This window comes from Helicobacter muridarum (assembly GCF_000765805.2).
Classification (GTDB): Bacteria; Campylobacterota; Campylobacteria; order Campylobacterales; family Helicobacteraceae; genus Helicobacter_A; species Helicobacter_A muridarum.
Window position 1 is genome coordinate 14265 of record NZ_JRPD02000020.1, and the last position, 22689, is coordinate 36953.

The following is a 22689-nucleotide window of genomic DNA, read 5'->3' on the forward strand; positions in this document are numbered from 1 at the left end:
GGCTTTTATGCAAAATTTTCCATTCCTTACTAATAATCTTTTTACCACTTACACCCTAGAAGTAGATTTCCCGCATATTTATGCGTTTGATAAAAATAAGCAAAAAGCACAAGCTGCTCTAGATTCCATAAAAGCACTTTATGATAAAGCGAAGTTTTTAAAGCAAAACGAACATCAATTTGAAGATGATTTTATTGCTAAGGTGTTAGAGATTCTAGGTTGGCACTCTATTCGCCAAGATGAGAAAATTATTCAGGGCAAGTTAGAGAAGCCAGACTTCTTGCTTTTTAGCTCCAAAGAGGCAAAAGAGAAATACCAGAATATCCCAAAAGAGCAAAGACAAGCTACAAACGCGCATATTTCAGTCATTTTAGAATCTAAAGCCTATAATGTAGAAGTAGATAACAAAAAAATCAAAGATAATCCGCATTTCCAGCTTTTGCGTTATTTAAGCAATCTTAAGCTTGATTTTGGATTCTTAACCAATGGGAGAATTTGGCGTTTTTATGATAATTCTAAACTTAGTAGTCAAAAAGTCTTTTATGAAATCAACCTTGAAACTCTTATAGAAACTAACAACACGCAAGGCTTTAACTATTTCTATCATATTTTTCACGCAAACAACTTCATCACAAAAGATACAGAAAAGAAAAATACAATCACAGACATTCTTAATAAAAATAATCAAGCTAAAATAGCCATAGAGGACGACTTGCAATCACTTATTTATGGGATTAATGGCAAGGATTCTTTGTTTGAGAAAATCGGCTCGTGTATTTATGCTAAAAATCCTAATGCTAAGCTAGAAGACATTTACCAATCCTCGCTTTACTTTATCTTTCGTCTGCTTTTTATCGCTTATTTTGAGGATAAATTTGATGCGATTCTTCAAAGCCATTCAAGCTTTAAGAAAAAAGTTAGTCTCTATACTTTGCTTTCTCGTCTAAAGCAAGAGGCAAATGAGGAAAATGAAAGCTTTGTTGGCATTGATGAGTTAGAAGGGATTTTTAGAATCTACAATGAAGGCAATCCAAACCTAGATATGCCAATCTTTAATGGCGGACTTTTTGATGAGGCAAATGCCCCGCTGCTTAAAACACCCAAAATATTTAACGATCGGGATTTAATTAACATTTTAGATTCTTTATTTAATTATCAAGGCACAGATACGCAAAATACGCTTTTTAGGCGAGATTATCGCACTTTAAGCGTGGCACATCTTGGCACGATTTATGAGGGCTTACTCTCTTACTTTTTTGCCATTGCTGAAGAAGAGATTTTCTACCTTGTGTATGCACCCAAAAAGGGCAAGGGCAAATTAGATTCTATTGAGGGCTATTTTGATAGTTATGATTATGCAAAGATCGCTAAAAATCACACAATCCATCGCCAAGACACCTACAAAAAAGGGCAAATCTATCTCAAAAATACAAGCAATTCACGCAAAAGCACTGCGAGTTTTTACACACCAGAATCTATTACAAAATTCCTTGTTAGCTCTGCTTTGAAAAACAAGTTAAACGATAACAATATCTTGCATTTTAAAATTTTAGATAATGCCTGTGGAAGCGGACATTTTCTCGTAGTTGCCTTAAATCAAATCACGCAAATCGTGCAAAATGACTTTGACTCCTTTCCTAGTCTCAAAGTCATTTATGAAAAGGAAAAACAAACTATCCAAAGCAATATTTGCGAGTTTATTCAAAATTATCAAGCCGATGAGAGCGATATTTTAAAAAGGCTTTTACTTAAAAGAGTAATTTTTGGGGTGGATTTAAACCCCTTTAGCATAGAGCTTACGAAACTCTCCTTATGGATAGATAGCTTTATTTTTGGCACACCCCTAAGCTTTTTAGAGCATCATATCAAATGTGGTAACGCGCTTATTGGCACAAGCATTGATAGCTTTACAAAATATTTTAATGATTTGCAAAATAAAGGGGGAAATCTTTTTGTCAATAATTTCTTAAAAGAATTTGGCATTTTGAGCCAAGTGTTTGTAAGACTTGATTCTATCAAAGATAGCACAGAGGCAGATATAAAAGAGAGCAAGAGACTCTATAAAGATGAAATCGCTCCAACACTAAATAGGCTTAATCTCTACCTAAACGCCTTTAATGTTAAAAGCTTTTTAACCCTACAAGAGCAAAAAGACTTAGAATCCGCACTCACGCAAAACACAGAGCAACTAGAAAACGACAGAGATTATAAGGCTCAAAGAGAACTCATACAGACTTGTGCTAAAAAATATGGTTTCTTTAACTACGAAATAGAATTTCCCGAAATCAGGGTAAATAATGAATTCTATGGCTTTGATGCAATCATTGGTAATCCCCCTTGGGATAAGACAAAGTTTAGCGATAATGACTTTTTCCCACAATATCAAAGCAATTACCGCGTTTTAAGTAATAATGGTAAAAAAGAAGTGCAAGAAAATCTCTTGTCCAAAAGCTATATCAAAAAAGAATATGAAGCAACCAAAGCCTTTGTAAGCGTGCAAAATGAATATTACAAGGCACATTTTCCGCTAAATGTAGGCAGTGGCGATGGCAATTTATTTCGCTTTTTTGTAGAGCGCAACTTAAGCCTTTTAGCTCCTAATGCCTCGCTAAACTATGTCTTGCCAAGTGCACTTATGCTAGAAGAGGGAAGCCTTGCTTTACGCAAAGAGATTTTAGAAAACAAAACATTGCAGTATTTTTATAGTTTTGAAAATAGAGAGGGGATTTTTAATGATGTTCATCGTAGCTATAAATTTGCCTTAATGCAAGTAGTCAATGCTAAGTCAAAGCCAAAACACACAATAAAAACTATGTTTTATAAAACAAGCATTGAGGAAATTTACGATAAATCAAACATTATCCCGCTTACCTTGCAAAATATAAAACGCTTAAGCCCCAATCAACTCGCCCTTCAAGAAGTGCGTAGTCAAAAAGATTTAGAGATTTTACAAAAATGCTATGCTGCCTTTGCCCCGCTTGATTTAAAATGGCTAGACTTTCGCAATGAGCTCCATATGACAGCAGATAAAGATTTATTTATAGAATCTACAAGCAAGGGCTTACTTTCGCTTTATCAAGGAAAAATGATACATCAATTTAATGCAAACTTTGGCGAGGCACAATATTTTTTAAATATTGTGGACTTTGATAGGCGACTAAGGAGTAAGGAAATTTACCGCTTAAAGCAGGATTTAGGTATAGATAATAAAGAATATAAGAGGCTTTTACAATCTTTGCTTACTACTTGTGATATTATGTGTCATTCTGAGCTCTTAGGCGAAGAATCTATAAGCCTTACACAAGACCAGAGCGAAAACAATGCCTATGTCTATATACTTACAAATACTACAAAAACAACACTCTACATAGGTGTTACAAGCAATTTAAACAAACGCATATACGAACATAAAAATAAACTTGCAGATGGTTTTACTAAAAAATATAATTGTAGCTTTTTGGTGTATTTTGAAAGCTTTGATTCTATCACTCAGGCTATTGAAAGGGAAAAATATCTAAAAGGCAAAAAGCGTGATTTTAAAGAAAAGCTTATTAATACAATCAATCCAAAATGGCTTGATTTGTATGAGTATTTATTTTTTCCTAAATACATTCAAGGCAAGGATTCTATCCCACATCGTCATTCTGAAGGAAGAGAAGCGACTGAAGAATCTAAAAAAGATACTTCACATTCGTTCAGTATGACGCAAGGCAAGGATTCTATCCCACATCGTCATTCTGAAGGAAGAGAAGCGACTGAAGAATCTAAAAAAGATACTTCACATTCGTTCAGTATGACGCAAGGCAAGGATTCTTGGCTTCGCCTAAGACATGACAAGGTAGAAAATACTCATAGTAACGAAGTAGTTTCACTCTCTAGCAATGACAAAGTAGAGAGCAATTCTGATTCTGCTTCACTATATTGTCATTTCAAATCCTCTCCTACCACTCGTCATTCTGAGCCTACCACTCGTCATTTTGAGCTTACCACTCGTCATTCTGAGCTTACCACTCGTCATTCTGAGCTTACCACTCGTCATTTTGAGCTTACCACTCGTCATTCTGAGCCTTTAGGCGAAGAATCTAAAGATATTCAAGCTAGAGATTCTTCAGTCGTTTCACTTCCTCAGAATAACGAAAACATTAACAGCTCTTCGGCTTCGCCCACAAATGACAAAACAGCTTTAGAAGATTCCTTTATCGTGTATGACAGGCAGTTTTACCGCTTGGGATTTAGAGATATTGCAAGAGATACCGATGAGCGCACAGCAATTTTTAGTCTTTTACCCAAGAGTGTAGGTTGTGGAAATACCTTGTGGAGTAGTGTGCCAAAATTTTATGCACTAGAAAATGGCAAAATCACTTATCATAAAGTGAGCCATTTAAGAATCTGCTTTGCCTTAGGAATCTTTAATTCTTTGCTTGTTGATTTTATCGTGCGTGGAATGGCGCAGATTCATCTTAATAAAACTTATATCGGTAGAATCCCATTGCCTCAACCTAGCGATAAGGAAATTTTAGAAAATGCAACTTATTTGTCTATCGCCAAGAACGCTTTAATCTTACAGCTTTATAATGACAAAGCGGGACATTTTAAAAAGCTGCAAGAGGAATTTGGGATTTCACAAAATGCAATTCCAACAACTTCTAAACTCTATAATGAACTAAAGGCAAAGCAAGATATTGCCATTGCTAAGCTGTATGGATTAGACAAAGAGGAATTTTGCTTTCTTTTAGAATCTTTCAAGGTTTTGCAAAGCAAAAAACCCGAGTATATTGCCTTGCTTAAAAATTCTTGGGAGTGAAATATGAATACTACATTTAAAGAACCAAAATTTGATGAATCGTCTTTTACTTGTCCGCATTGTGGAGTGTTAGCGCAAATGGATTTTTTTATTCCTAATGAAATTGAACGAGCTATTATTGATGAAATAATGGATATAGAAAGTATAGCACAGAAAATTGATAAGCATATTCTTAATGAAGGAAGGGGGAGAGAGATTGCATCATAGAACAGAAGCCATAAAAGAAATTATGCAAGATTATAGAGCCTATGCAAATACCTTTTGTGTTTGTCAAAATTGCAATGAAATCATTATTTGGATAAATCAAAAAATGGTATATCCCAAAGCGCGTTTAACGCCTTTGCCAAACAAAGATTTGCCCGATGGGATAAAGGCAGATTATGAAGAGGCTTCAAGGATTATACAAGATTCTCCAAGAGGGGCTTGTGCTTTGTTGCGTTTGGCTTTGCAAAAACTAATGATATATTTAGGAGAGGATAAGAATCTTGATAAGGCGATTCAAAGCTTGATTGATAAGAAAAAAATTGATGAAATCTTGCGAAAAGCCTTAGATTCTGTGCGAGTGATAGGCAATAGTGCAGTGCATCCAAATGAACTAGATGTAAAGGATAATGTTGAGATAGCCACAGCTTTATTTAAGATTATCAACTATATTGCCGAAAAAATCTTAAGCGATAAAAGAGAAATTGAGGAAATTTATAGTCTTTTGCCCGAAAATGCAAAACGAGAAAATAGGAAAAACTAATGCCAAACCTCCTCTTTACACTACGCAAGATAAAAGATATTTGAAAAAAGGTAATTAACAATATTTTTTGTCAAAATGGCAAAGATTGTGGAGCAGGGTGTTTCTATTATTTTAACAACAAAATATTTTGAATATAAGCTAAGAATTGAAAAATTATATAATCTACTACTGAAGCTATATTTGGTCGATAAATCAATAAGCTAAATGTTTCATTCTATAAGGATAGATATGCCTAAACACCCATTTGCTCCTAGTGGTTTAACTAAAGATTCTAAAATCCTCATTCTTGGCTCTTTCCCCTCTGTTGCTTCAAGAGAAGAAGGATTTTACTACGCTCATCCGCAAAATCGTTTTTGGAGAGTGCTGGAATTATTGTTTAAAGAGAGGAGTGTTATGCCAAATTCTACTACTCCACAAGCTATTTTTTTAGAGCAAAACACTGCCTCACATATACCTAAAGCAGATTATAAGCATATATCTTTATCTATGCAATCTATGGCTACTAAAATAGCATTTCTTAAGTCTCATTTATTTGTGTTATGGGATATTGTCTATTCTTGTGAAATCATTGGTTCAAGTGATTCTACTCTTAAAAATATTGTGTTTAATGATGTCTTTAACCTACTGCATTCTAGCAAGATTAAGGCTATTTGCTTAAATGGCACAAAAGCAACAATGCTTTTTCAAAAATATTGCAAGAATCAAAATTTATCATTAATGCTACATTCCCACTCCCATTATAAAACCCTCACCCCCATAACTTCACAAAAATTTGGACGTGAGATTGCCATATTTTCTTTACCTTCAACTAGTCCAGCTAATGCAAAGTATAGTCTTGATAATCTCTTGAATGCATGGAAAGTTTTACTAGAAATTTAAAGGTATATATAATCCTTCTTTCTTTTATTAAGCAAACTATGTGAAAATTGATCTTGACAAACACTAAATGTCATGCTTTATAATTTTGGGATTAATTTACAAGGAGAAATAATGACAAATCGCAGAGATTTCATGAAATTAGGGCTTGGAGCGGCAATTCTAGCACCAAATCTTTTAAGTGGGCTAGAAAATCCAATAAACTCAAATGTAGATTCTGTTTTAGATAGCTTTTTTACGCTTAATAATGGAGCAAAAATTCCGCGACTAGGGCTTGGTTTGTGGCGTATAAAAAATAATATCGTTGAAAATGTCATCAAAGAGGCACTAAAAATTGGCTATCGCCATTTTGATACTGCTCAAGCCTATGAGAATGAAAAAGGCGTGGGAATGGCAGTGCGCAACTATAATATAGAAAGGGATAAGCTTTTTATAACGAGTAAGATTCGCGCTGAATACAAAGACTACAAAAGTGCTAGTAAATCCATTGACGATTCGCTAAAGCTTATGAAACTAGATTTTATTGATTTAATGCTTATTCATAGCCCACAGCCTTGGAAAGATTTTAGAGGAGGCGATTATTTCAACCAAAATGTAGAAGTATATAAAGCTCTTGAAGATGCACAAAAGGCGGGTAAGGTGCACTCTATTGGCGTGAGCAATTTTTTACAAAAAGACTTAGAAAATATCTTTAAACATTGCACAATTAAACCTGCCGTAAATCAGATTCTAACACACATAGGCAATACACCTTTTGATTTGATAGAATATTGTAAAAGTAAAGATTTGGTTGTTGAAGCATATTCGCCAATTGCACATGGGGAGCTTTTAAAAGATCCTAGCATTAAAGCCATGGCTGATAAATATCATGTAAGCCCTGCGCAACTTTCCATTCGCTATACATTAGAATTAGGGCTTGTATCATTGCCAAAGAGTAAAACTCCCGGCTTTATCGCACAAAATGCGGACGTAAATTTTAGCATTTCTAAAGAAGATTTAGAATCTCTAAAAAAACTTCATTTTAAAGATTATGGAGAGCATTCATATTTTCCTGTATTTAGCGGCAAATAAGACAAATATAGATTGGACAAATATAGATTGATTGTAATGCCACATAAGAAAACTTTAGAAAATCCTGAAATGCTATCAAAGGATACAAAGCCCATAAGCCTAAATAGGCTTTATAATCTTAAAGGAGATTTGCCATTATCTATTGAAACTTTTTCATTTGCTCTATGGTTTGTATATCTAGCATATCACTACGATTTTGCAAATCCTCTACAATTTGCTCAAAGTCCTCAATTTTGAGATTCTGTCCAAATTTGGCTTTTGCACTTAAAGATTCTATAAGGATTTTTCCTACAAATACACCCCTTTCTGTCCCGATAAATTGTCCTCTCTCCATGTTCATTTGTGTATTACTTGGTTCATATTTCTGCACAAGACGCGTTAAAATATGCTTTTTCTCTTCCAAATCCTCCACCGCACAAAATTGCCCCTCTATAAAAACAGAAAAGAAAAATTGAGTAGGAATCATCGTATTATTTAAAAAATGACTAGGGATATAGGCATAGGGTTTAGCTGCACTAAAGGAAACTTTGGGATTATATTTTAGAAGTTTATATTTACGCCCCGCCTTTGCGCCGTGCAAGTAGATTTTAGAATCTTCATAGCAAAAACTAAGCGGAACTGCATAAGGAATATTATCAGGAATCACAAGTGTGCCAAAGGTTATTTGGGTTAAAAATTTTTCAATAGTTGGCATATTTTTAAAATCAAAATCTTTACGGCGCATTGACCATCCTTAAAGGAAACTGATTATATTACAGCCTAACGCTAATTAATAAGTAATTTATTAAATTAAAACTACATAAAAGTAACTTTTTCTTAGAGCCATATCGCTACTTTGCATTTTTTGATAGAATATGAGTTTGGACATCAAAACTAAATAGGAGAGAAAATGAAAGCAGAAGCAGTTGATGCCCTAAAATTTTTAAATGCTCAAAAGACACAATTTATTATCCCTGTGTATCAAAGAACTTATAGCTGGGATATTGAACATTGTAAAAAACTATGGCATGATATTGAGAAAATAGGCGCAAATGAAAAGACAAAAGCACACTTTATAGGCTCTATCATGTATATTAAAGATGATGTTTATCATCATAGCTCAATCAATCAGCTTATGATTATAGATGGGCAGCAAAGACTTACTACATTAACCCTACTTTTACAGGCTATAAGAGAAATTACAGATAATAGCATTTCAGGATTCTCAAAAGATGAAATTAGAGATTACTATCTTATTAATCAATACGGAAAAAATTAGGAAAAATACAAACTTATCCTTACGCAAAGTGATAAAGATACACTTATTTCTCTGATAGATAAAGACCATACTAAACCTATGCAGCTTTCAAATAAAATCAAAAATAATTTTAAGTTTTTTAAAGATAAATTAGAACAAAATAAAGATAACTTAGAGATTATTTGCAAAGGCATTAATAAGCTTTTAATTATTGATGTATCGCTAGAGAGAGGCAATGACGACCCGCAGCTGATTTTTGAAAGTATGAATTCCACAGGTAAGGATTTATCTCAAGCAGACTTAATACGCAATTATGTGTTAATGGATTTAGCCCCAGAGCAGCAAAAGCAAATTTATGAGAATTGTTGGCACACTATGGAAACTGAATTTGGAGAAAATTTCAATAAGGACAAAAAAGAAAAGCAAAGCTTTGATTATTTTGTAAGGCATTATCTCACTATAAAAAATGATGGAAAAACCCCAAATTTAGATAGGATTTATGAATCTTTTAAAGAGTATAAACAATCTCAAAATCTTAGCACAAAAGACTTATTGGAAGACTTGCAACAATACTCACATTTTTATTGCACTATGGCTTTTAAAAGAGAAAAAGACAAAGAATTATTTGAAAGTTTTGAGAATCTTAAGGCACTAGATTGTGAAGTGGCATATCCATTTTTACTTGAGCTTTATAGGGATTATAAGGATGAAGTTCTAAGCAAGAATGATTTTTTAGAAATCTTAAAGATGATAGAAAGCTATTTGTTAAGGAGGGCGATTTGTGGAATCCCTACAAATTCTTTAAATAAAGTTTTTGCTTCTGCTATGAAAAAAGTCAATAAAAGCGAATATTTACAAAGTATATTTACATATTTTTATTGTTTAAAAAATACATCAAAATTTCCAAATGATAGTGAATTTGAAGAGAACTTATATAGTAAAAATATTTATGAGGCATTTAAGAAAAAGCTTTATTTTTTTGATAAGTTAGAAAATTTTAATAGAAAAGAAAAGGTAAATATAAATGAATACACTATTGAGCATATTATGCCTCAAAGCATTAAAAACAGCAAAAAATGGCAAGAGGAGCTTGGGCAACATTGGCAAGAAATCCACGAAAAATATTTGCATACTTTAGGCAACCTTACGCTTACAGGCTATAACTCTGAATATTCTAATAAATCTTTTAGAGAAAAACAAAATATGAAAGGGGGCTTCAAAGAAAGTCCTTTGAGGTTAAATAAAGAATTAAAAAGTATAGAATCTTGGAATGAGGCAAATATTAAACAAAGAGCGCAAGATTTAGCTAAAGATGCCCTAAAAATTTGGACATATCTAAAACTTGATAAAGGGGCTTTAGAGAACTATTCAGAAAGCCACAAACCCAAAAACGAACAGACTTTAGAGAATCATAAGTTTTTACAAAATGGCAAAAGTAAAGAGTTGTTTGAGGCTTTAAGAAATGGGATTTTAGCTCTTGATGAGGGTATAGAAGAAAAAATTTTAAAGCTCTATATCGCCTATAAATTTGATACCAACTTTGTAGATATTATCCCTCAACAAAATGCCTTAAAGCTAAGTATTAACATTTATATTGATGAATTAAATGATCCTAAAGAATTAGCAAAAGATGTTAGCAATATCGGAGCTTGGGGTAATGGAAAGGTAGAAGTAATTTTGGATTCTATGGATAATGTGGCTTATTGTTTGGGGTTAATTAGACAAGCCCTAGAAAAACAATTATAGAGAAGCAATTATTTTGATTTTGTCTAATGCTTTTTAGATTGTTTAAATATTTACATAGCATAATTTAAAAGCTATATTTAAGGTAGATAATATATATTTACAAAATATTAAGTAAGTTATTGTCATTGCTACTTTATATAAGGAATCTAAAGAGATATATGCTTTGTAACATTTAGCCTTATCCTTGTTATTTTTAGTCTTTAGTCGAAGAATCCAAAGACAGACTGCTATACATAAATTGGATTCTAAGATATTTAGGCTTTTGATTAGATGTTTATTCGTTGAAGAAAGCAAAGCTTCTTTAGTAAATTTAGTAGCTTGCGCTTAACATGATAATTAACACAATAAAGTTTTACTGCATTCATACATGATTCACACATGGCAGATTAGAGCTTATATTTGCGCCTACTATTTTGCTATTAAGAATCTATTATTTTTATAAAAAATGATTTATGCTTGATAAATAATATTGCTAATTTCTAGCAGCAAGCTAGGATTAATATGTCTTTCTTGCATTACAAAATCTCTATACGCTCTTTGGCTATTTCAAAATATCTTTTCTCAATTTCATAGCCTATAAAAAGGCGATTATTCTTTAATACAGCAAGTGCGTGAGAGCCACTTCCCATAAAGGGGTCCAGCACGATTTGCCCCTCTTGCGTAAAAAGCTTGACAATATGAGAGATAAGACACACAGGCTTGGGAGTTAAATGTTCTATTTTTATATCGCTTTCATTCTTTCTTGTGTGTTTGCTAACCTCCATTACATTGCTAGGAAACTTCCCATCTAAACTCTCTTTTGTATTGATAAGCCCTAGTTTATGCTTTTGCCAATTTTGCACAAATGTCCCCTCTTTTGGCTTTTGTGCCATTACCATGGGTTCGATTTGTGGCTTTAATTGTGGCGTTTTATACCCATCTAATTCTTTGATTAAAGAATCTTTTTGTGTTTGCGTAAGGTTTTTATCTTTTTTAATAAAATGGGTCTGAGAGAATGCCTTTGCTTGTCCCTCATATTTCCACGCTAACATATCTCTTATTTCAAATCCTGCTAAATCTAAACTCATTGCCATTCTGTGATAAAGTCTTGCTTGTGAAAATACAATACAAAATCCTCCGGGCTTTAAGATTCTATAAAATTCTTTTGCTAGAGGATTCATAAAATCCTGCAATTTCTCGCCTTGAGCTTTATCAAATTTCATACCCACAGGCAACCCTCCAATCACACCACTTTTTGAAGCTTTAGCTTTTAGGTTTTTATCATTCCATTCACTCCCCATACCATCAATAAAATAAGGCGGGTCGGTAATAATGCAATCAATAGAATTGTTTGTGAGTGTTTTAAGTCCCTTGACGCAATCTTGATTGAAGATGTGATATTTTGATGTGATAGATTCTTTAGAATCCTTGATGTTTTGCACACTATCTATTATCGCAGTCATAAATCCTCCTTATTGAGTGTGAATAGTCTAGCAAATATTTCTAGTTATTTTACTAAGCTACTTGACAAGCACTAGGTGTGAGGTTGTATAATTATATAATCAATAAAAATAATTTTGTGTTCTAAATAATAAATGATTCAGTGTATTGATGCTAATATTACACCTATTTATAAAAGGCACTAAATTTTGAGCTTATCTGTTCCCATTGATTATTCTTGGTCTTTTAGTGATAAAACACAAAAAGATACAAGCTATATCACGCATAGTTATTACACATATCCAGCCAAATTCATACCGCAGCTTGCAAATAGATTAATAAAAGAATATAGCAAAGATGGCGATTTGATAACCGATCCATTTATGGGAAGCGGAACGACAATAGTAGAATCCCTAGTTAGCAATAGAAAAGCTATTGGTGTAGATATTAATCAAATAGCCTATCTTTTAACAAAAGTAAAAATTACTCCCCTTAATATAGAGCAGTTAAAAGATGAATTTTTTACTTTGGAGAATCTTTTTTGCCATACAAAAAGTCTTTTTTCTAATTATAAAGAGTCGCAACTTGCGGAAATTAAAAACGAACGGTTGGATTATTGGTTTAGAGTAAATGAAAAAAATTCATTATCAAAACTTTTGCAACATATTAATATGATTCAAAATGGCGATATTAGGGATTTTTTCTATATTTGCTTTTCACAGATTTTGAAATCCTCATCTCTTTGGCTACAAAAGAGTATAAAACCTACAAGGGATTTGAATAAAAAAGAAGCACAAGTTTATAAATTATTTTTTGCACACGCAAAGAAAATGATAAAAAAACACGAGGAATATCAATCTTTCTTGAATAAAAATATACTAGATAGCATTCATTATTATTGCAATATTTCGTGTGGAGATTCTAGGAGTTTAAACACACAAGATAATAGTGTTGATTTAATCGTTACAAGTCCGCCTTATGTAACGAGCTATGAATATGCTGACTTGCATCAGCTGCCATCTCTTTGGCTTGGCTATCTTGATGATTTAGCTAGCTTTAGGAAAAAGTTTATAGGCAGTAGCGCAAAGGTTAGAGGCAAAATTGACTTGCAAAGCAATATGGCTGATGAAATCATCTCTCAATTAGGCAATAAAAAACAAATGGAAGTCCAAAACTACTATGCCGATATGCTGGAGAGTTTTTTGGAAATGAAGCGTATTTTAAAGTCCAAAGGTAAGGCTTGTATAGTGATTGGCAACACGCAATTTAAAGGTGTGGATATTTTAAATGCTGAAGTTTTTTGCGAACAAATGCAAAATCTAGGTTTTAAGATTCATAACATAATCCATAGAGAAATCCCATCAAAAATGCTCCCATCAACAAGAGATTCTAGCACTGGCAGATTCAGTAAAAGGCAAGATACAGATAAATTGGCATATCCCACAGAATATATTTTGATAATGGAAAAACAATGAGTTTGCAAGATTTAATTACTCTATATGAGGAAATGAAACAAAAATATGGCAAAGAAACCTATAAACACATATCGCAGCTTTTTAAAAATGCTAAAGAATTGCATAAAACTATGGCTATCAATAAAGGCTTGCAAGACACAGAGCAATCTTGGAGAGCATTTAAGGGTAAAAATTTAGAAAAAATTATTGAATATATTATTAAAGATGAGGTAGAAAAGCTAGGCTTTAATATCATTAATGGTAACAAGCTTGAACGCTCCACAAAACTTAGCACAGAATTAGAGACAATCAAAAGAAATCTTTGTATAGATTATGGTGAGTTTGGATTTCACCTACCAGATGTTGATATGGTGATTTACAATCCGATAAATCTAAAAGTTATAGCAGTTTTATCTAGCAAAGTAACTCTGCGAGAGCGAATAGCACAAACAGGATATTGGAAGCTAAAATTAGCGCAATCAAACATCACAAAGCATATAAAGGTATTTTTTATAACATTAGATGAGGATGAAACCCTATCATTCAAAAAGCCTTGTAAAAAAGGACGAGCAATTTGTGAGATTGATTTAGATGGCTGCTATATATTGACACAAAATGCTTTTCAAGCAAGCAATAAAGTAAAATCGTTTGAGAAATTCATAGAGGATTTAAGAAAAATGCAAATGAATTAAAATGATAAGTATTAGCACAATAAAACATTTCACCCAAACACTAAGTGTTAGGCTTTATAATTTCAAATGTATTTTTATTATAAGGAGGAGTAATGCAAAAACATTCATTACATAGCGCAGATTCTCGGCGTGATTTTATTAAAACTTCTGCAATGCTTAGCATTGCCTTAAGTGTGGGATCATTGCCGCTTTTTGGCGTGGATTCTAAAACTTCTAAAATCCCAATGCCAAAGCGCATTTTAGGCAAGGGCAGCTATGCCTTTGAAGTCTCTGCCCTAGCTTTTGGCTGTATGGGGCTTAAACTACCACCGCTCTAAAAAACTAAGCAAAAAAGAGGCATTAAAAATGCTAGAAGCTGCTATTGAAAGCGGAATCACACTCTATGACACCGCGCAAACCTATGGACCAGATAGCAACGAGATTCTTGTCGGCGAGTTGCTAAAGCCCTACAAAAACAAGATTTTCATTACTACAAAATTTGGCTTTGGTAAAGATTCTAGTGTGCTAGATAGCTCACCTAAGCGCATTCGTGAAGTTGTGGAAAATAGCCTAAAAAGGCTTAATTTAGAGCAGATTCCGCTTTTGTATCAGCATAGATTTGACCCCAAAACGCCCATTGAGGAGGTGGCGAGTTGTGTGAAAGATCTCATCAAAGAGGGCAAAGTCGCGCGCTTTGGCGTGTGTGAGCTAAGCGCAAAGACAATAGAAAAAGCACATAAAATATGCCCCATAACTGCGGTGCAGAGCGAATACCACCTAATGTGGCGCAACCCTGAAAAGCAGATTCTGCCGACATTAGAGAAATTAGGAATTGGCTTTGTCTCGTATTCTCCGCTTAATCGTGGGTATCTAAGTGGCAAGCTCACTAAAGATTCTGAATTTAATGCAAGCAATGACAATCGCGCGACTTTCCCGCGATTTCAACCTAGCGCAATGGAGGCAAATTACCAAATTATTGAAATGCTAAAAGAATTTGGCAAGGGTAAAAATCCAAGCGCAAAAGATTCTAACGCAACTCCCGCACAAGTTGCTATTGCTTATCTTTTAACAAAAAAACCTTATATAGTTCCACTTTTTGGCACGACAAACAAGGTGCATTTGGAAGATAATCTTAAGGCTTTGGCTGTGAAATTGAGCGATGCGGATATAAAAGCAATAGATTCTAGCTTAGATAAAATTATTATTGTAGGTGATAGATACCCCGCAGAACAGGCAAATAGGGTAGGCAAATAAAAAGGAGATAGAAATGCTAAATTAGTAAGTTTAGTATATCGTAGATGAGGAATCTTTATATCTATGAATTGCTTAACAAAAAAATAATAGTAGAAATTATTTATAAATCAACTATTTTTTGTATTTCTGTTTTTATATATTATTAAAGTATTTGTATAAGTTGGGGAGTGAATAGAGGGGCATGGGAATTGTGCCCCTCTATGTGCCTGAAAAATCCTTGAAAATCCATTTGTGTATTTTTATAATTTTTATGTTAAAAGCTTTTGTATTTATATTTGTGTGCTTGGATTTAAGGCTTATGGTTTGCTTTGTTTCTTTGAGTGGGCAACATAGAGATTTGGCAGCATAAAATTCTCTTGTGCTTTGTGTCAATATATTGCTCTTGGTGTTTTAGATTGTGTTGTATTAAAAGAGATGTTTCGCTTTGCTCAACATGACAAGAGGGCGTAGCTCAACATGACAAGAAGGCGTAGCTCAACATGACAAGAAGGCGTAGCTCAACATGACAAGAGAGTAAATCTAAGGCATGACAAGAGAGTAAAAAGCTTTAGCATGACAATAGGGAAGCCCAAGCAAAGAAAGGCTGTTAATGTTTTAATGAGATGTTTCGGGCTTTGCCCTCAATATGATAATAGGATTAAAGGTTTAGCTTTGAGCTATAAGAATCTATAATGTGCTATAAAATCATGTAGATTTATTTCCTTTTTGCTTGTGTGCATGACACAAACTCCATACAATGCCCTAAAATGCGGGATTTGTATAGAAATATAATTCTAAGATTTATTTATTGTCAAGTTAGGAATCCGCAAAAAAGCAGCGCAAAGCATTTAAGAGAATGATAGAATCCAAAAGTGGTAAAATCTAAGCAAAAAGGCAGGATATGCGCTATTACTTCATTACACTACAAGACTTTTTGACAAAAAACAAAAATAGCTCCCCCACACAAGAAGTGCTTAGCAATTTTAAACAAAGTTTAAAATCCTATGTAGCAAACATTTCAGATTCTAAAAAAGAGAGCGAGGAACACCAAAAGAATATTTTAAGTAGCTTTTTAAGCAAAACTTTTGACTACTCTTGCAACACAAGAAACAAAATCGATTTAGCTATTTATGAGGATTCTACCCCCAAAGTGCTTTTTGAGGTAAAAAGCTTAAGCAATGAGGGCGAATTTATTGGCGGGGGGGGGGGTGGCAAAATACCCTAGATGAAAATACCTTAAATGAAAATCCCCTTGATAAAAGTATCAAAGATACAAATATTAGTTTAGAATCTAAAGCCTTTTATGAATCTATCCTCTATTTTTTGCGCGAATTTATCACGCATAAAAACAACAATATTACTTACATTATCCTAACCAACACGCAAAAATTTTATTGCATTGATGCACAAGAATATATGCAATTTGCTAAGCATAAAGAGATTGTTAAAGCCTTTAAAAACTGTGAAAAGAAAGATGGCAACGACACAAGCACGAAAAGATTCTATGAGATGCTAAAATTCCTTTTGCCTAATATTAATTCTACACTTAAATACACCTATTTTTGCCTAGATGAATCTTTACTAGACTCTAATCTCATTTATCATGCTGCATCCTCTTCTCATTTTGAAAGCTTCTCTTGTCATTCTGAAGCGTTAGCCAAAGATTTTCAAACTATAGAATCTAAAATAAACAAATATCAAACTTCCTTAGCACTCATCTACCAAGCCATAAGCCCCTCTACACTTCTAAAGCATAAAGTCTGTATAGATTCTAATACCCTCAATCAAAGCTTTTATAACGAGCTGCTCTATATTTTAGGCTTAGAGGAAAAGGTGCAAAACTCTAAAGTTATAATAGAGCCAAGCCATACACCAAATACCTTATTAGATTCTACTTGCTTTGAATTTAAGCTATCAAGAGATAAAGACTTTGAAACCCTGTTTGCTTTGCTTACTACTTGGAATAATCGCCTTTTATTCCTAAGACTTTTAGAATCAATGCTTTTAGGCTTTAAGCATATACTTAAGCCTTTTTTGGATTTAGAGACATTAAAGGACTTCCCGGCTATCTCTACTTTATTTTTCGATGTCTTAGCAAAAGTAGAGGAAAGCAGAGGCAAAAATCTCACAGAATCTCTACAAGCTATCCCCTATCTTAACTCTAGCCTTTTTGAAGAGACACCCCTTGAAAATGAGGGCAAACAGATTGGATCTTTAAAATCTAAGCCTTTAACCCTCTATGCAGATTCTATTTTGTATAAAGATGAGCAAATACGCAAAGACTTAAATATTAAAGGCAAAGATTCCGCCTTGCCACTCTTAGAATATTTGTTTGCCTTTTTACATGCTTATGATTTCACCACTACAAGTAACGATATTCAAAACCATATTAAAATTAACTATGATAAGCTCATTAATGCCGCTGTATTGGGGCTTGTCTTTGAAAAGCTAAATGGTTATAAAGAGGGTAGCTTTTATACGCCAAGCTTTATTACAAGCTATATGTGCAAGCAAAGCCTAGAAAAAGTCGTGCTAGAGAAATTTAATAGCGTGAAAAATTGGCAATGTGCAGATTTAGAATCGCTTAAAACCAAGCTTGATAAACTCACAAATTCTAAAGAGGACTACAAGCAAGCAAATGCAATTTTTGATTCTATTAAAATCTGCGACCCATCTGTAGGAAGCGGACATTTTCTTGTCTCTGCCTTAAATGAGCTAATTTTATTGAAATTTCAACTTGGGATTTTATGCGATGAGAATTACTCTAGGATAAAAGATATTTCATTAGAGATATTGCATGATGAGATTGTGATAAGGGATTCTAACAATGCCCTTTTTACCTACACCCTGCCCGCACACGAAAACATAGAATCTCATAAGATTCAAAGGGCTTTATTTCATAACAAACGCATATTAATAGAATCTTGCCTCTTTGGTGTGGATATTAACCAAAACTCTTGCGAGATTACCAAACTCCGCCTTTGGATAGAGCTACTTAAATATAGCTTTTATAAAGACATAGCCAACAAACGCCTAGAGACTTTACCAAATATCGATATAAATATTAAATGTGGGAATAGCTTGGTGTCGTATATGCCAATTTCTGAACCACTTTATATAGATATTAAGGAGAAAATAAAAGACTATCAAAAACTAGAGTCTGATTATTTTCATTGCTTTTACACAGATAAACAACAACACCAAAAGAGAATCTACAACACAAAACAGGAGCTTTTAAGCAAGTTTTTTATGAGAAAATACTATAAAGAGTTAAAAGCATTACGTAAAAAATGTGATGAGTATTCAAAAAATTATGAAAAATATGGCATAGATAAACTTTCAGAACATTATGAGTTTTTAAAAAATAATGTTACAACCTTTAGTTTTTTTCCGCAAATAAATGAAATTAAAGAAGAAGAAAAAGCACAAAAAGCCCTAGAGAATCTCAAAAAAGAACACAATAAAATTTTTAGCCTAGAAAGAAATTTTGAATGGCGTATAGAGTTTTCAAAACTACTAGACAATGGACTAACACAAGAACAAATAGCAAGCAATAATGCAAATAAACGAAAAGGAAACTCAAGAAACCTGCACAAAAATAAACAGGGCGATTTTTTAGGTTTTGACTTAGTTATTGGCAACCCGCCTTATATAAGGCAAGAGGAGATTAAACACTTAAAACCTCATTTGCAAAAAGCCTTTAGCATTTACAAAGGCACGAGTGATATTTATACCTACTTCTACGAACTTGGGCTTAAGATTCTTAAAGACAATGGTATCTTAAGCTTCATCACTTCTAATAAATGGTGCAGGGCTGCTTATGGTGAGCCTTTGAGAGAATTTTTGCTTAAAAATACGCAAATAAATACCTATCTTGATTTCAATGGTGTGAAAGTTTTTGAATCTGCCACAGTGGATACGAGTATTTTAGAATTTCATAAGGCAAAAGCTAATGCAAGCCACAGCTTAAACTATGCAAACCCAAAGGATTATAATCCCAAAGAAAACAAGCCTTTAGAGGAGAGCTTAGAGCTTATTCAAATCCCCCAAGATTCCCTAAGCACGGATTCCTTTATTTTCACAAGCCCAGAAATTGCAGCCTTAAAAGCCAAGATTGAAAAAATCGGCACACCGCTAAAGGATTGGGATATAAACATTTATCGTGGAATCTTGACAGGCTACAATGAAGCCTTTATTATAGATACTAAAAAGCGTGAGGAGATACTGAGTGTGTGTGATGATAGTGAGGAGAGCCTAAAGCCGATGAGCTTGGAGGAATATCTGCGCCTTGGAGGCAAAATCTAGCACAAATAATGCTATAATGGCGAGATTTATAGCAAAAAACAGCAGTAAGAATGGTGTCGCTATGCCCTCTTAAGCAAAATTTAAGAGCTAATACTATAAAATCCTCCCTCATTAGTTAGTGGCTCCTCGTGCCACACCAATAAAAACCTACCTTAATCCCCCATAGTATTGCACATTACTTAATCCGGTGTATCAGGGATTAAGGTAGGTTTTTGTAGCTTTCACTCTACTCAAGCAAATCTTTCAAATCATTATCTATCAAGCCCAAGCAATCATCTAAAAAACTTTCTATTTTATCAGGCATAATACGAAAGTAAAGTCTTTGATTATCAGTTTCTACAAAAGTTACAATGCGAGGCACGATAATATTTTTCTCACCTTTAGTAACAATATGAGTTTTTAGCAGATTTTCCGCGTGAAAAGCACGATTTCTAATAGTATGAATCCAATTTAAAACAACCTCTGCCTTATGACTATCTCGCAAAAATCGCTTTTTGCCATTGTGATAGAATCTATCTATATTTTGCCAATAGTATTGCTTAAAATCAAAAGATTTAGAAAAGCTAAAAATATGATTATAAAGCTTGTGTTTATCAACCATCTTATGCCAAAAGCCAAGTCTTTGCCTTGATATGAGCTGATGATTGCTAAGATTTTGTCCCCTATATTCTGCCTCAACTTCATTTTCTATCCAATCAATGCCTAACCTTTCAATCAAAATATGATTTATAATATTGCGGATACAGATTTCAAGGATACATAGCTTTGGTGAGATTTTACCTACTAGCGCAAGATTCCTAAAATGCTCTTTCGTGCTTTGATAGCTCTGCAATCGCACTTGCGAAAATAGTAATTCTAGCTTTTTTATATCCATATCTTGCCTTTAGACATTTACAAAAATCAAATTAAAAGATATATTATCAAAAATACCATAAAATACCATGAAATAGATTGAGGAAAAGTTATGCAAAATCTAGATTCAAGAATAGATAAAGAAAAAGGTGTGGTTTATTTGACAGAGAGAGAACGCACGGAGTTGCTTATAAAGCCCATTTTACGCGGGAGGGATATAAAGCGGTATTCTTATGATTGGGCGGGATTGTGGATAATCAATACGCATAATGGCTATGTGAGTGAGGCGTTGCCTTTTAGCGAAATTTCGGGGAGATTTGATTTTTCTCGCACGGCAGATTCCGTATCTAGCCTTAGCTCCAAAAATCTGCACAACCCCAAAATTTCATCTAAAATGCTTCCGCCAGATTCCAAAAATACAACCCCTTGTCATACTGAGGCGTTAGCCGAAGTATCTCAACAAAAGCGAGCTAAAATTAAAATTCCGCCTATTGATATAGATGAGTATCCAACACTTAAGGCTTACTTTGATAAGGTGGCAAGTGAGGGCAAACAGAGCAAGGGTAAAGGATTCTACAACCGAGATGATAAGGGCATAACGCCTTACAATCTTAGAAATTGCGCTTATTTAGAGGAATTTGCTAAACCTAAAATTATATATTCTGAAATTGTGAGAGAACCACAATTTTATTTAGACAATGGTGAGTTTAAGTTTGGGTATTTCTATGCAGAAGCGACAAGCTTTATTTTAACAGCAAATTGTCATTCTGAGCTTTCGCAAGAAAGCGAAGAATCTCTTAAGATTTCTAAAAAAGATATTTCGGGCAAAAGCCCTCAATATGACAAAATGAAAGCGAGTTTAGAATACCTTTTAGGGCTTTTACATTCTAAACTTTGCACTTTTGCCTTTAAGGAATTTTATGCAGGAGGGGGATTAGGAGAAAGTGGCTATCGCTACAAAAAAGCCTTTTTAGAAAATCTCCCAATCCCTAAAATTACTCAAAGCCAAGAAGCAGAATTTATAAAAATCGTAAATGAGATTATAAAGTGCAAAAAGTCTTTGCAATATTCTAATTTAAAATCTTTATCGCAAAAAGGGGTTTATCCCCCTCCCGTCCCCCTTAACCCCGAAAAAGACACCGCTTTTTCGGCAATCAATGGGGAAGCCTCGCTTAATCCACTTCTAGTCCAAAATCAGCGTGAGGACACTTCTGCCTCACTTGATTCCGATTTTGGAACACCACGAAGTGGGCGAGAAAAAGATTCTGATAATAAAGAGGAGTTGCAAGAGTTAGAATCTCGCCTTGATTCTTTAGAATCTAAACTTAATTCCCTAGTTTTCTCCCTCTATGGCTTAAGTGATGAGGAAATAAGGCTTGTAGAATTAGCTGGGGGGGGCAAGTTATAGTCTAGCCTTATTACTTATCGCAAGTATAGAATCTAAGATTCTATCTTTGGTGAAACTACTTTGTGAAAATTTTGAATTAGAGTTAAAAGAAGCCTTTAGATTCTGCAAAGGGCTGCAAGTGCCAAGAGAATATGAGGGCAAGATTATTTATCCTAATATGGCAAAAGAATTTATCGCTTACCTTGATACGCAAGGTTTTTTCACAAATCAAAAATGTTTTATTCTTACTGATAAATGCAAGGATAAAAATAGACTCTTGTATCTCACTGCAGTGCTTAATTCTAAAATGAATTTTTGGTATTTTAAGCATATCGGTGCGACTTTGGGAGCAAATGGCTATGAGATGAGCAAAATCTTTGTAGAGCGATTGCCTGTGATAGAAACGCATAAAATAGATTCTAAGCTTTTGCAAGAAATTGAATTTACAGCAGAACAAATTTTAGAATCTAAAACTCAATCATATAATACACAAAATAGCGCAGATTCTATGCAGGGCAAATCTCACCCACGCGATAACTTGCCCTGCGGCAATGGAGCAGTCGCGTTGATGGGGTCAAGGGGGATTGTTAAGGGGGAAAAGGGGGAGAATAAAAGCGAAAATCTCCCCCTAGCCCCCTTGACTAAAGCAGATGAGACAATCCATTTTGAAAAAAACAAAAAGCAGGATTGCGATACAAAAACTTTAGAATCTCATCTTAATTCCTTGATTTATCAAGCCTATGGATTGAATGAAAAGGAGATAAACTTAATTGAATCTGAATTATCAACAAGAGAGAGAGAGAACAGAAATAATTGAGAATCTTTATCGTTTATATCACAAATTCTTGCAAGATTCTAAAGCTTGTCATACTGAAGCGTTAGCTGAAGT

General features: G+C 33.8%; 16 protein-coding genes and 3 pseudogenes. 16 read left to right on the plus strand and 3 right to left on the minus strand.

The window, feature by feature from the left end:
* Positions 1–7 precede the first annotated feature (7 nt).
* From LS73_RS07720 to LS73_RS07750, 5 genes are all read left to right on the plus strand, one after another.
* Positions 8–4804, plus strand: a complete 4797-nt coding sequence (locus tag LS73_RS07720) for an Eco57I restriction-modification methylase domain-containing protein (protein WP_081955615.1) — start codon at positions 8–10, stop codon at positions 4802–4804.
* A 3-nt stretch (positions 4805–4807) separates the two neighbouring features.
* Positions 4808–5011, plus strand: coding sequence for a hypothetical protein (locus LS73_RS07735; protein ID WP_034558533.1), 204 nt, complete (start codon positions 4808–4810; stop codon positions 5009–5011).
* Complete coding sequence (locus LS73_RS07740) at positions 4980–5549, plus strand: DUF4145 domain-containing protein (RefSeq protein WP_081955616.1); 570 nt, start codon at positions 4980–4982, stop codon at positions 5547–5549. The genes LS73_RS07735 and LS73_RS07740 overlap by 32 nt, the downstream gene beginning before the upstream one ends.
* Positions 5550–5777: 228 nt before the next feature.
* Complete coding sequence (locus tag LS73_RS07745) at positions 5778–6428, plus strand: uracil-DNA glycosylase family protein (RefSeq protein WP_034558534.1); 651 nt, start codon at positions 5778–5780, stop codon at positions 6426–6428.
* A 111-nt stretch (positions 6429–6539) separates the two neighbouring features.
* Positions 6540–7496, plus strand: coding sequence for an aldo/keto reductase (locus tag LS73_RS07750; protein ID WP_233708885.1), 957 nt, complete (start codon positions 6540–6542; stop codon positions 7494–7496).
* Between the two features lie 139 nt (positions 7497–7635).
* On the opposite strand, the gene LS73_RS07755 is transcribed toward LS73_RS07750, so the two are convergent.
* On the minus strand, positions 7636–8220 hold the full coding sequence (locus tag LS73_RS07755; RefSeq protein ID WP_034558535.1) for a pyridoxamine 5'-phosphate oxidase family protein: 585 nt from the start codon (positions 8218–8220) through the stop codon (positions 7636–7638).
* Between the two features lie 165 nt (positions 8221–8385).
* Between LS73_RS07755 and LS73_RS10550 the strand changes: the two are divergent.
* Positions 8386–9039 (plus strand): annotated as a pseudogene (locus LS73_RS10550) (DUF262 domain-containing protein); the annotation flags it as partial.
* A 519-nt stretch (positions 9040–9558) separates the two neighbouring features.
* Positions 9559–10479 (plus strand): GmrSD restriction endonuclease domain-containing protein, encoded by a 921-nt coding sequence (locus tag LS73_RS10555; protein ID WP_324737030.1) that lies wholly within the window; start codon positions 9559–9561, stop codon positions 10477–10479.
* Between the two features lie 515 nt (positions 10480–10994).
* Here the strand turns inward: LS73_RS10555 and LS73_RS07765 are convergent.
* Complete coding sequence (locus LS73_RS07765) at positions 10995–11921, minus strand: DNA-methyltransferase (protein WP_104692288.1); 927 nt, start codon at positions 11919–11921, stop codon at positions 10995–10997.
* A 186-nt stretch (positions 11922–12107) separates the two neighbouring features.
* Between LS73_RS07765 and LS73_RS07770 the strand changes: the two genes are divergently transcribed.
* The 6 genes from LS73_RS07770 (at position 12108) to LS73_RS07795 (ending at position 19561) form a co-directional block, all read left to right on the plus strand.
* Entirely contained in the window at positions 12108–13373 is a 1266-nt protein-coding gene (locus LS73_RS07770; protein ID WP_052089635.1) for a DNA methyltransferase, read from the plus strand.
* Positions 13370–14044: a BsaWI family type II restriction enzyme gene (locus tag LS73_RS07775; protein WP_034557998.1), complete on the plus strand. Its 675-nt coding sequence runs from the start codon at positions 13370–13372 to the stop codon at positions 14042–14044. Before LS73_RS07770 ends, LS73_RS07775 begins: the two co-directional genes overlap by 4 nt.
* A 92-nt stretch (positions 14045–14136) precedes the next feature.
* Positions 14137–14361 carry a twin-arginine translocation signal domain-containing protein gene (locus LS73_RS07780; RefSeq protein WP_052089637.1) on the plus strand — a complete coding sequence of 75 codons (225 nt, stop codon included), beginning with the start codon at positions 14137–14139 and terminating at the stop codon, positions 14359–14361.
* A 28-nt stretch (positions 14362–14389) separates the two neighbouring features.
* Entirely contained in the window at positions 14390–15277 is an 888-nt protein-coding gene (locus LS73_RS07785; protein ID WP_052089639.1) for an aldo/keto reductase, read from the plus strand.
* Between the two features lie 880 nt (positions 15278–16157).
* On the plus strand, positions 16158–16481 hold the full coding sequence (locus LS73_RS07790; protein WP_138070012.1) for a DUF7149 domain-containing protein: 324 nt from the start codon (positions 16158–16160) through the stop codon (positions 16479–16481).
* Positions 16482–16534: 53 nt separating this feature from the next.
* Positions 16535–19561: a type IIG restriction enzyme/methyltransferase gene (locus LS73_RS07795; RefSeq protein ID WP_459178007.1), complete on the plus strand. Its 3027-nt coding sequence runs from the start codon at positions 16535–16537 to the stop codon at positions 19559–19561.
* Positions 19562–19787: 226 nt separating this feature from the next.
* On the opposite strand, the gene LS73_RS07800 is transcribed toward LS73_RS07795, so the two are convergent.
* A complete protein-coding gene (locus tag LS73_RS07800) occupies positions 19788–20435 on the minus strand; it encodes a hypothetical protein (protein ID WP_052089603.1) in 648 nt (215 codons plus the stop codon).
* A 141-nt stretch (positions 20436–20576) separates the two neighbouring features.
* On the opposite strand from LS73_RS07800, the pseudogene LS73_RS10655 reads away from it, so the two are divergent.
* From LS73_RS10655 to LS73_RS07810, 3 genes and pseudogenes are all read left to right on the plus strand, one after another.
* Positions 20577–20696: pseudogene (locus LS73_RS10655) on the plus strand (class I SAM-dependent DNA methyltransferase); the annotation flags it as partial.
* A gap of 297 nt (positions 20697–20993) precedes the next feature.
* Positions 20994–21413: pseudogene (locus LS73_RS10660) on the plus strand (hypothetical protein); the annotation flags it as partial.
* A 526-nt stretch (positions 21414–21939) separates the two neighbouring features.
* Positions 21940–22617, plus strand: coding sequence for a TaqI-like C-terminal specificity domain-containing protein (locus LS73_RS07810; protein ID WP_138070013.1), 678 nt, complete (start codon positions 21940–21942; stop codon positions 22615–22617).
* The last annotated feature ends 72 nt before the right edge of the window (positions 22618–22689 follow it).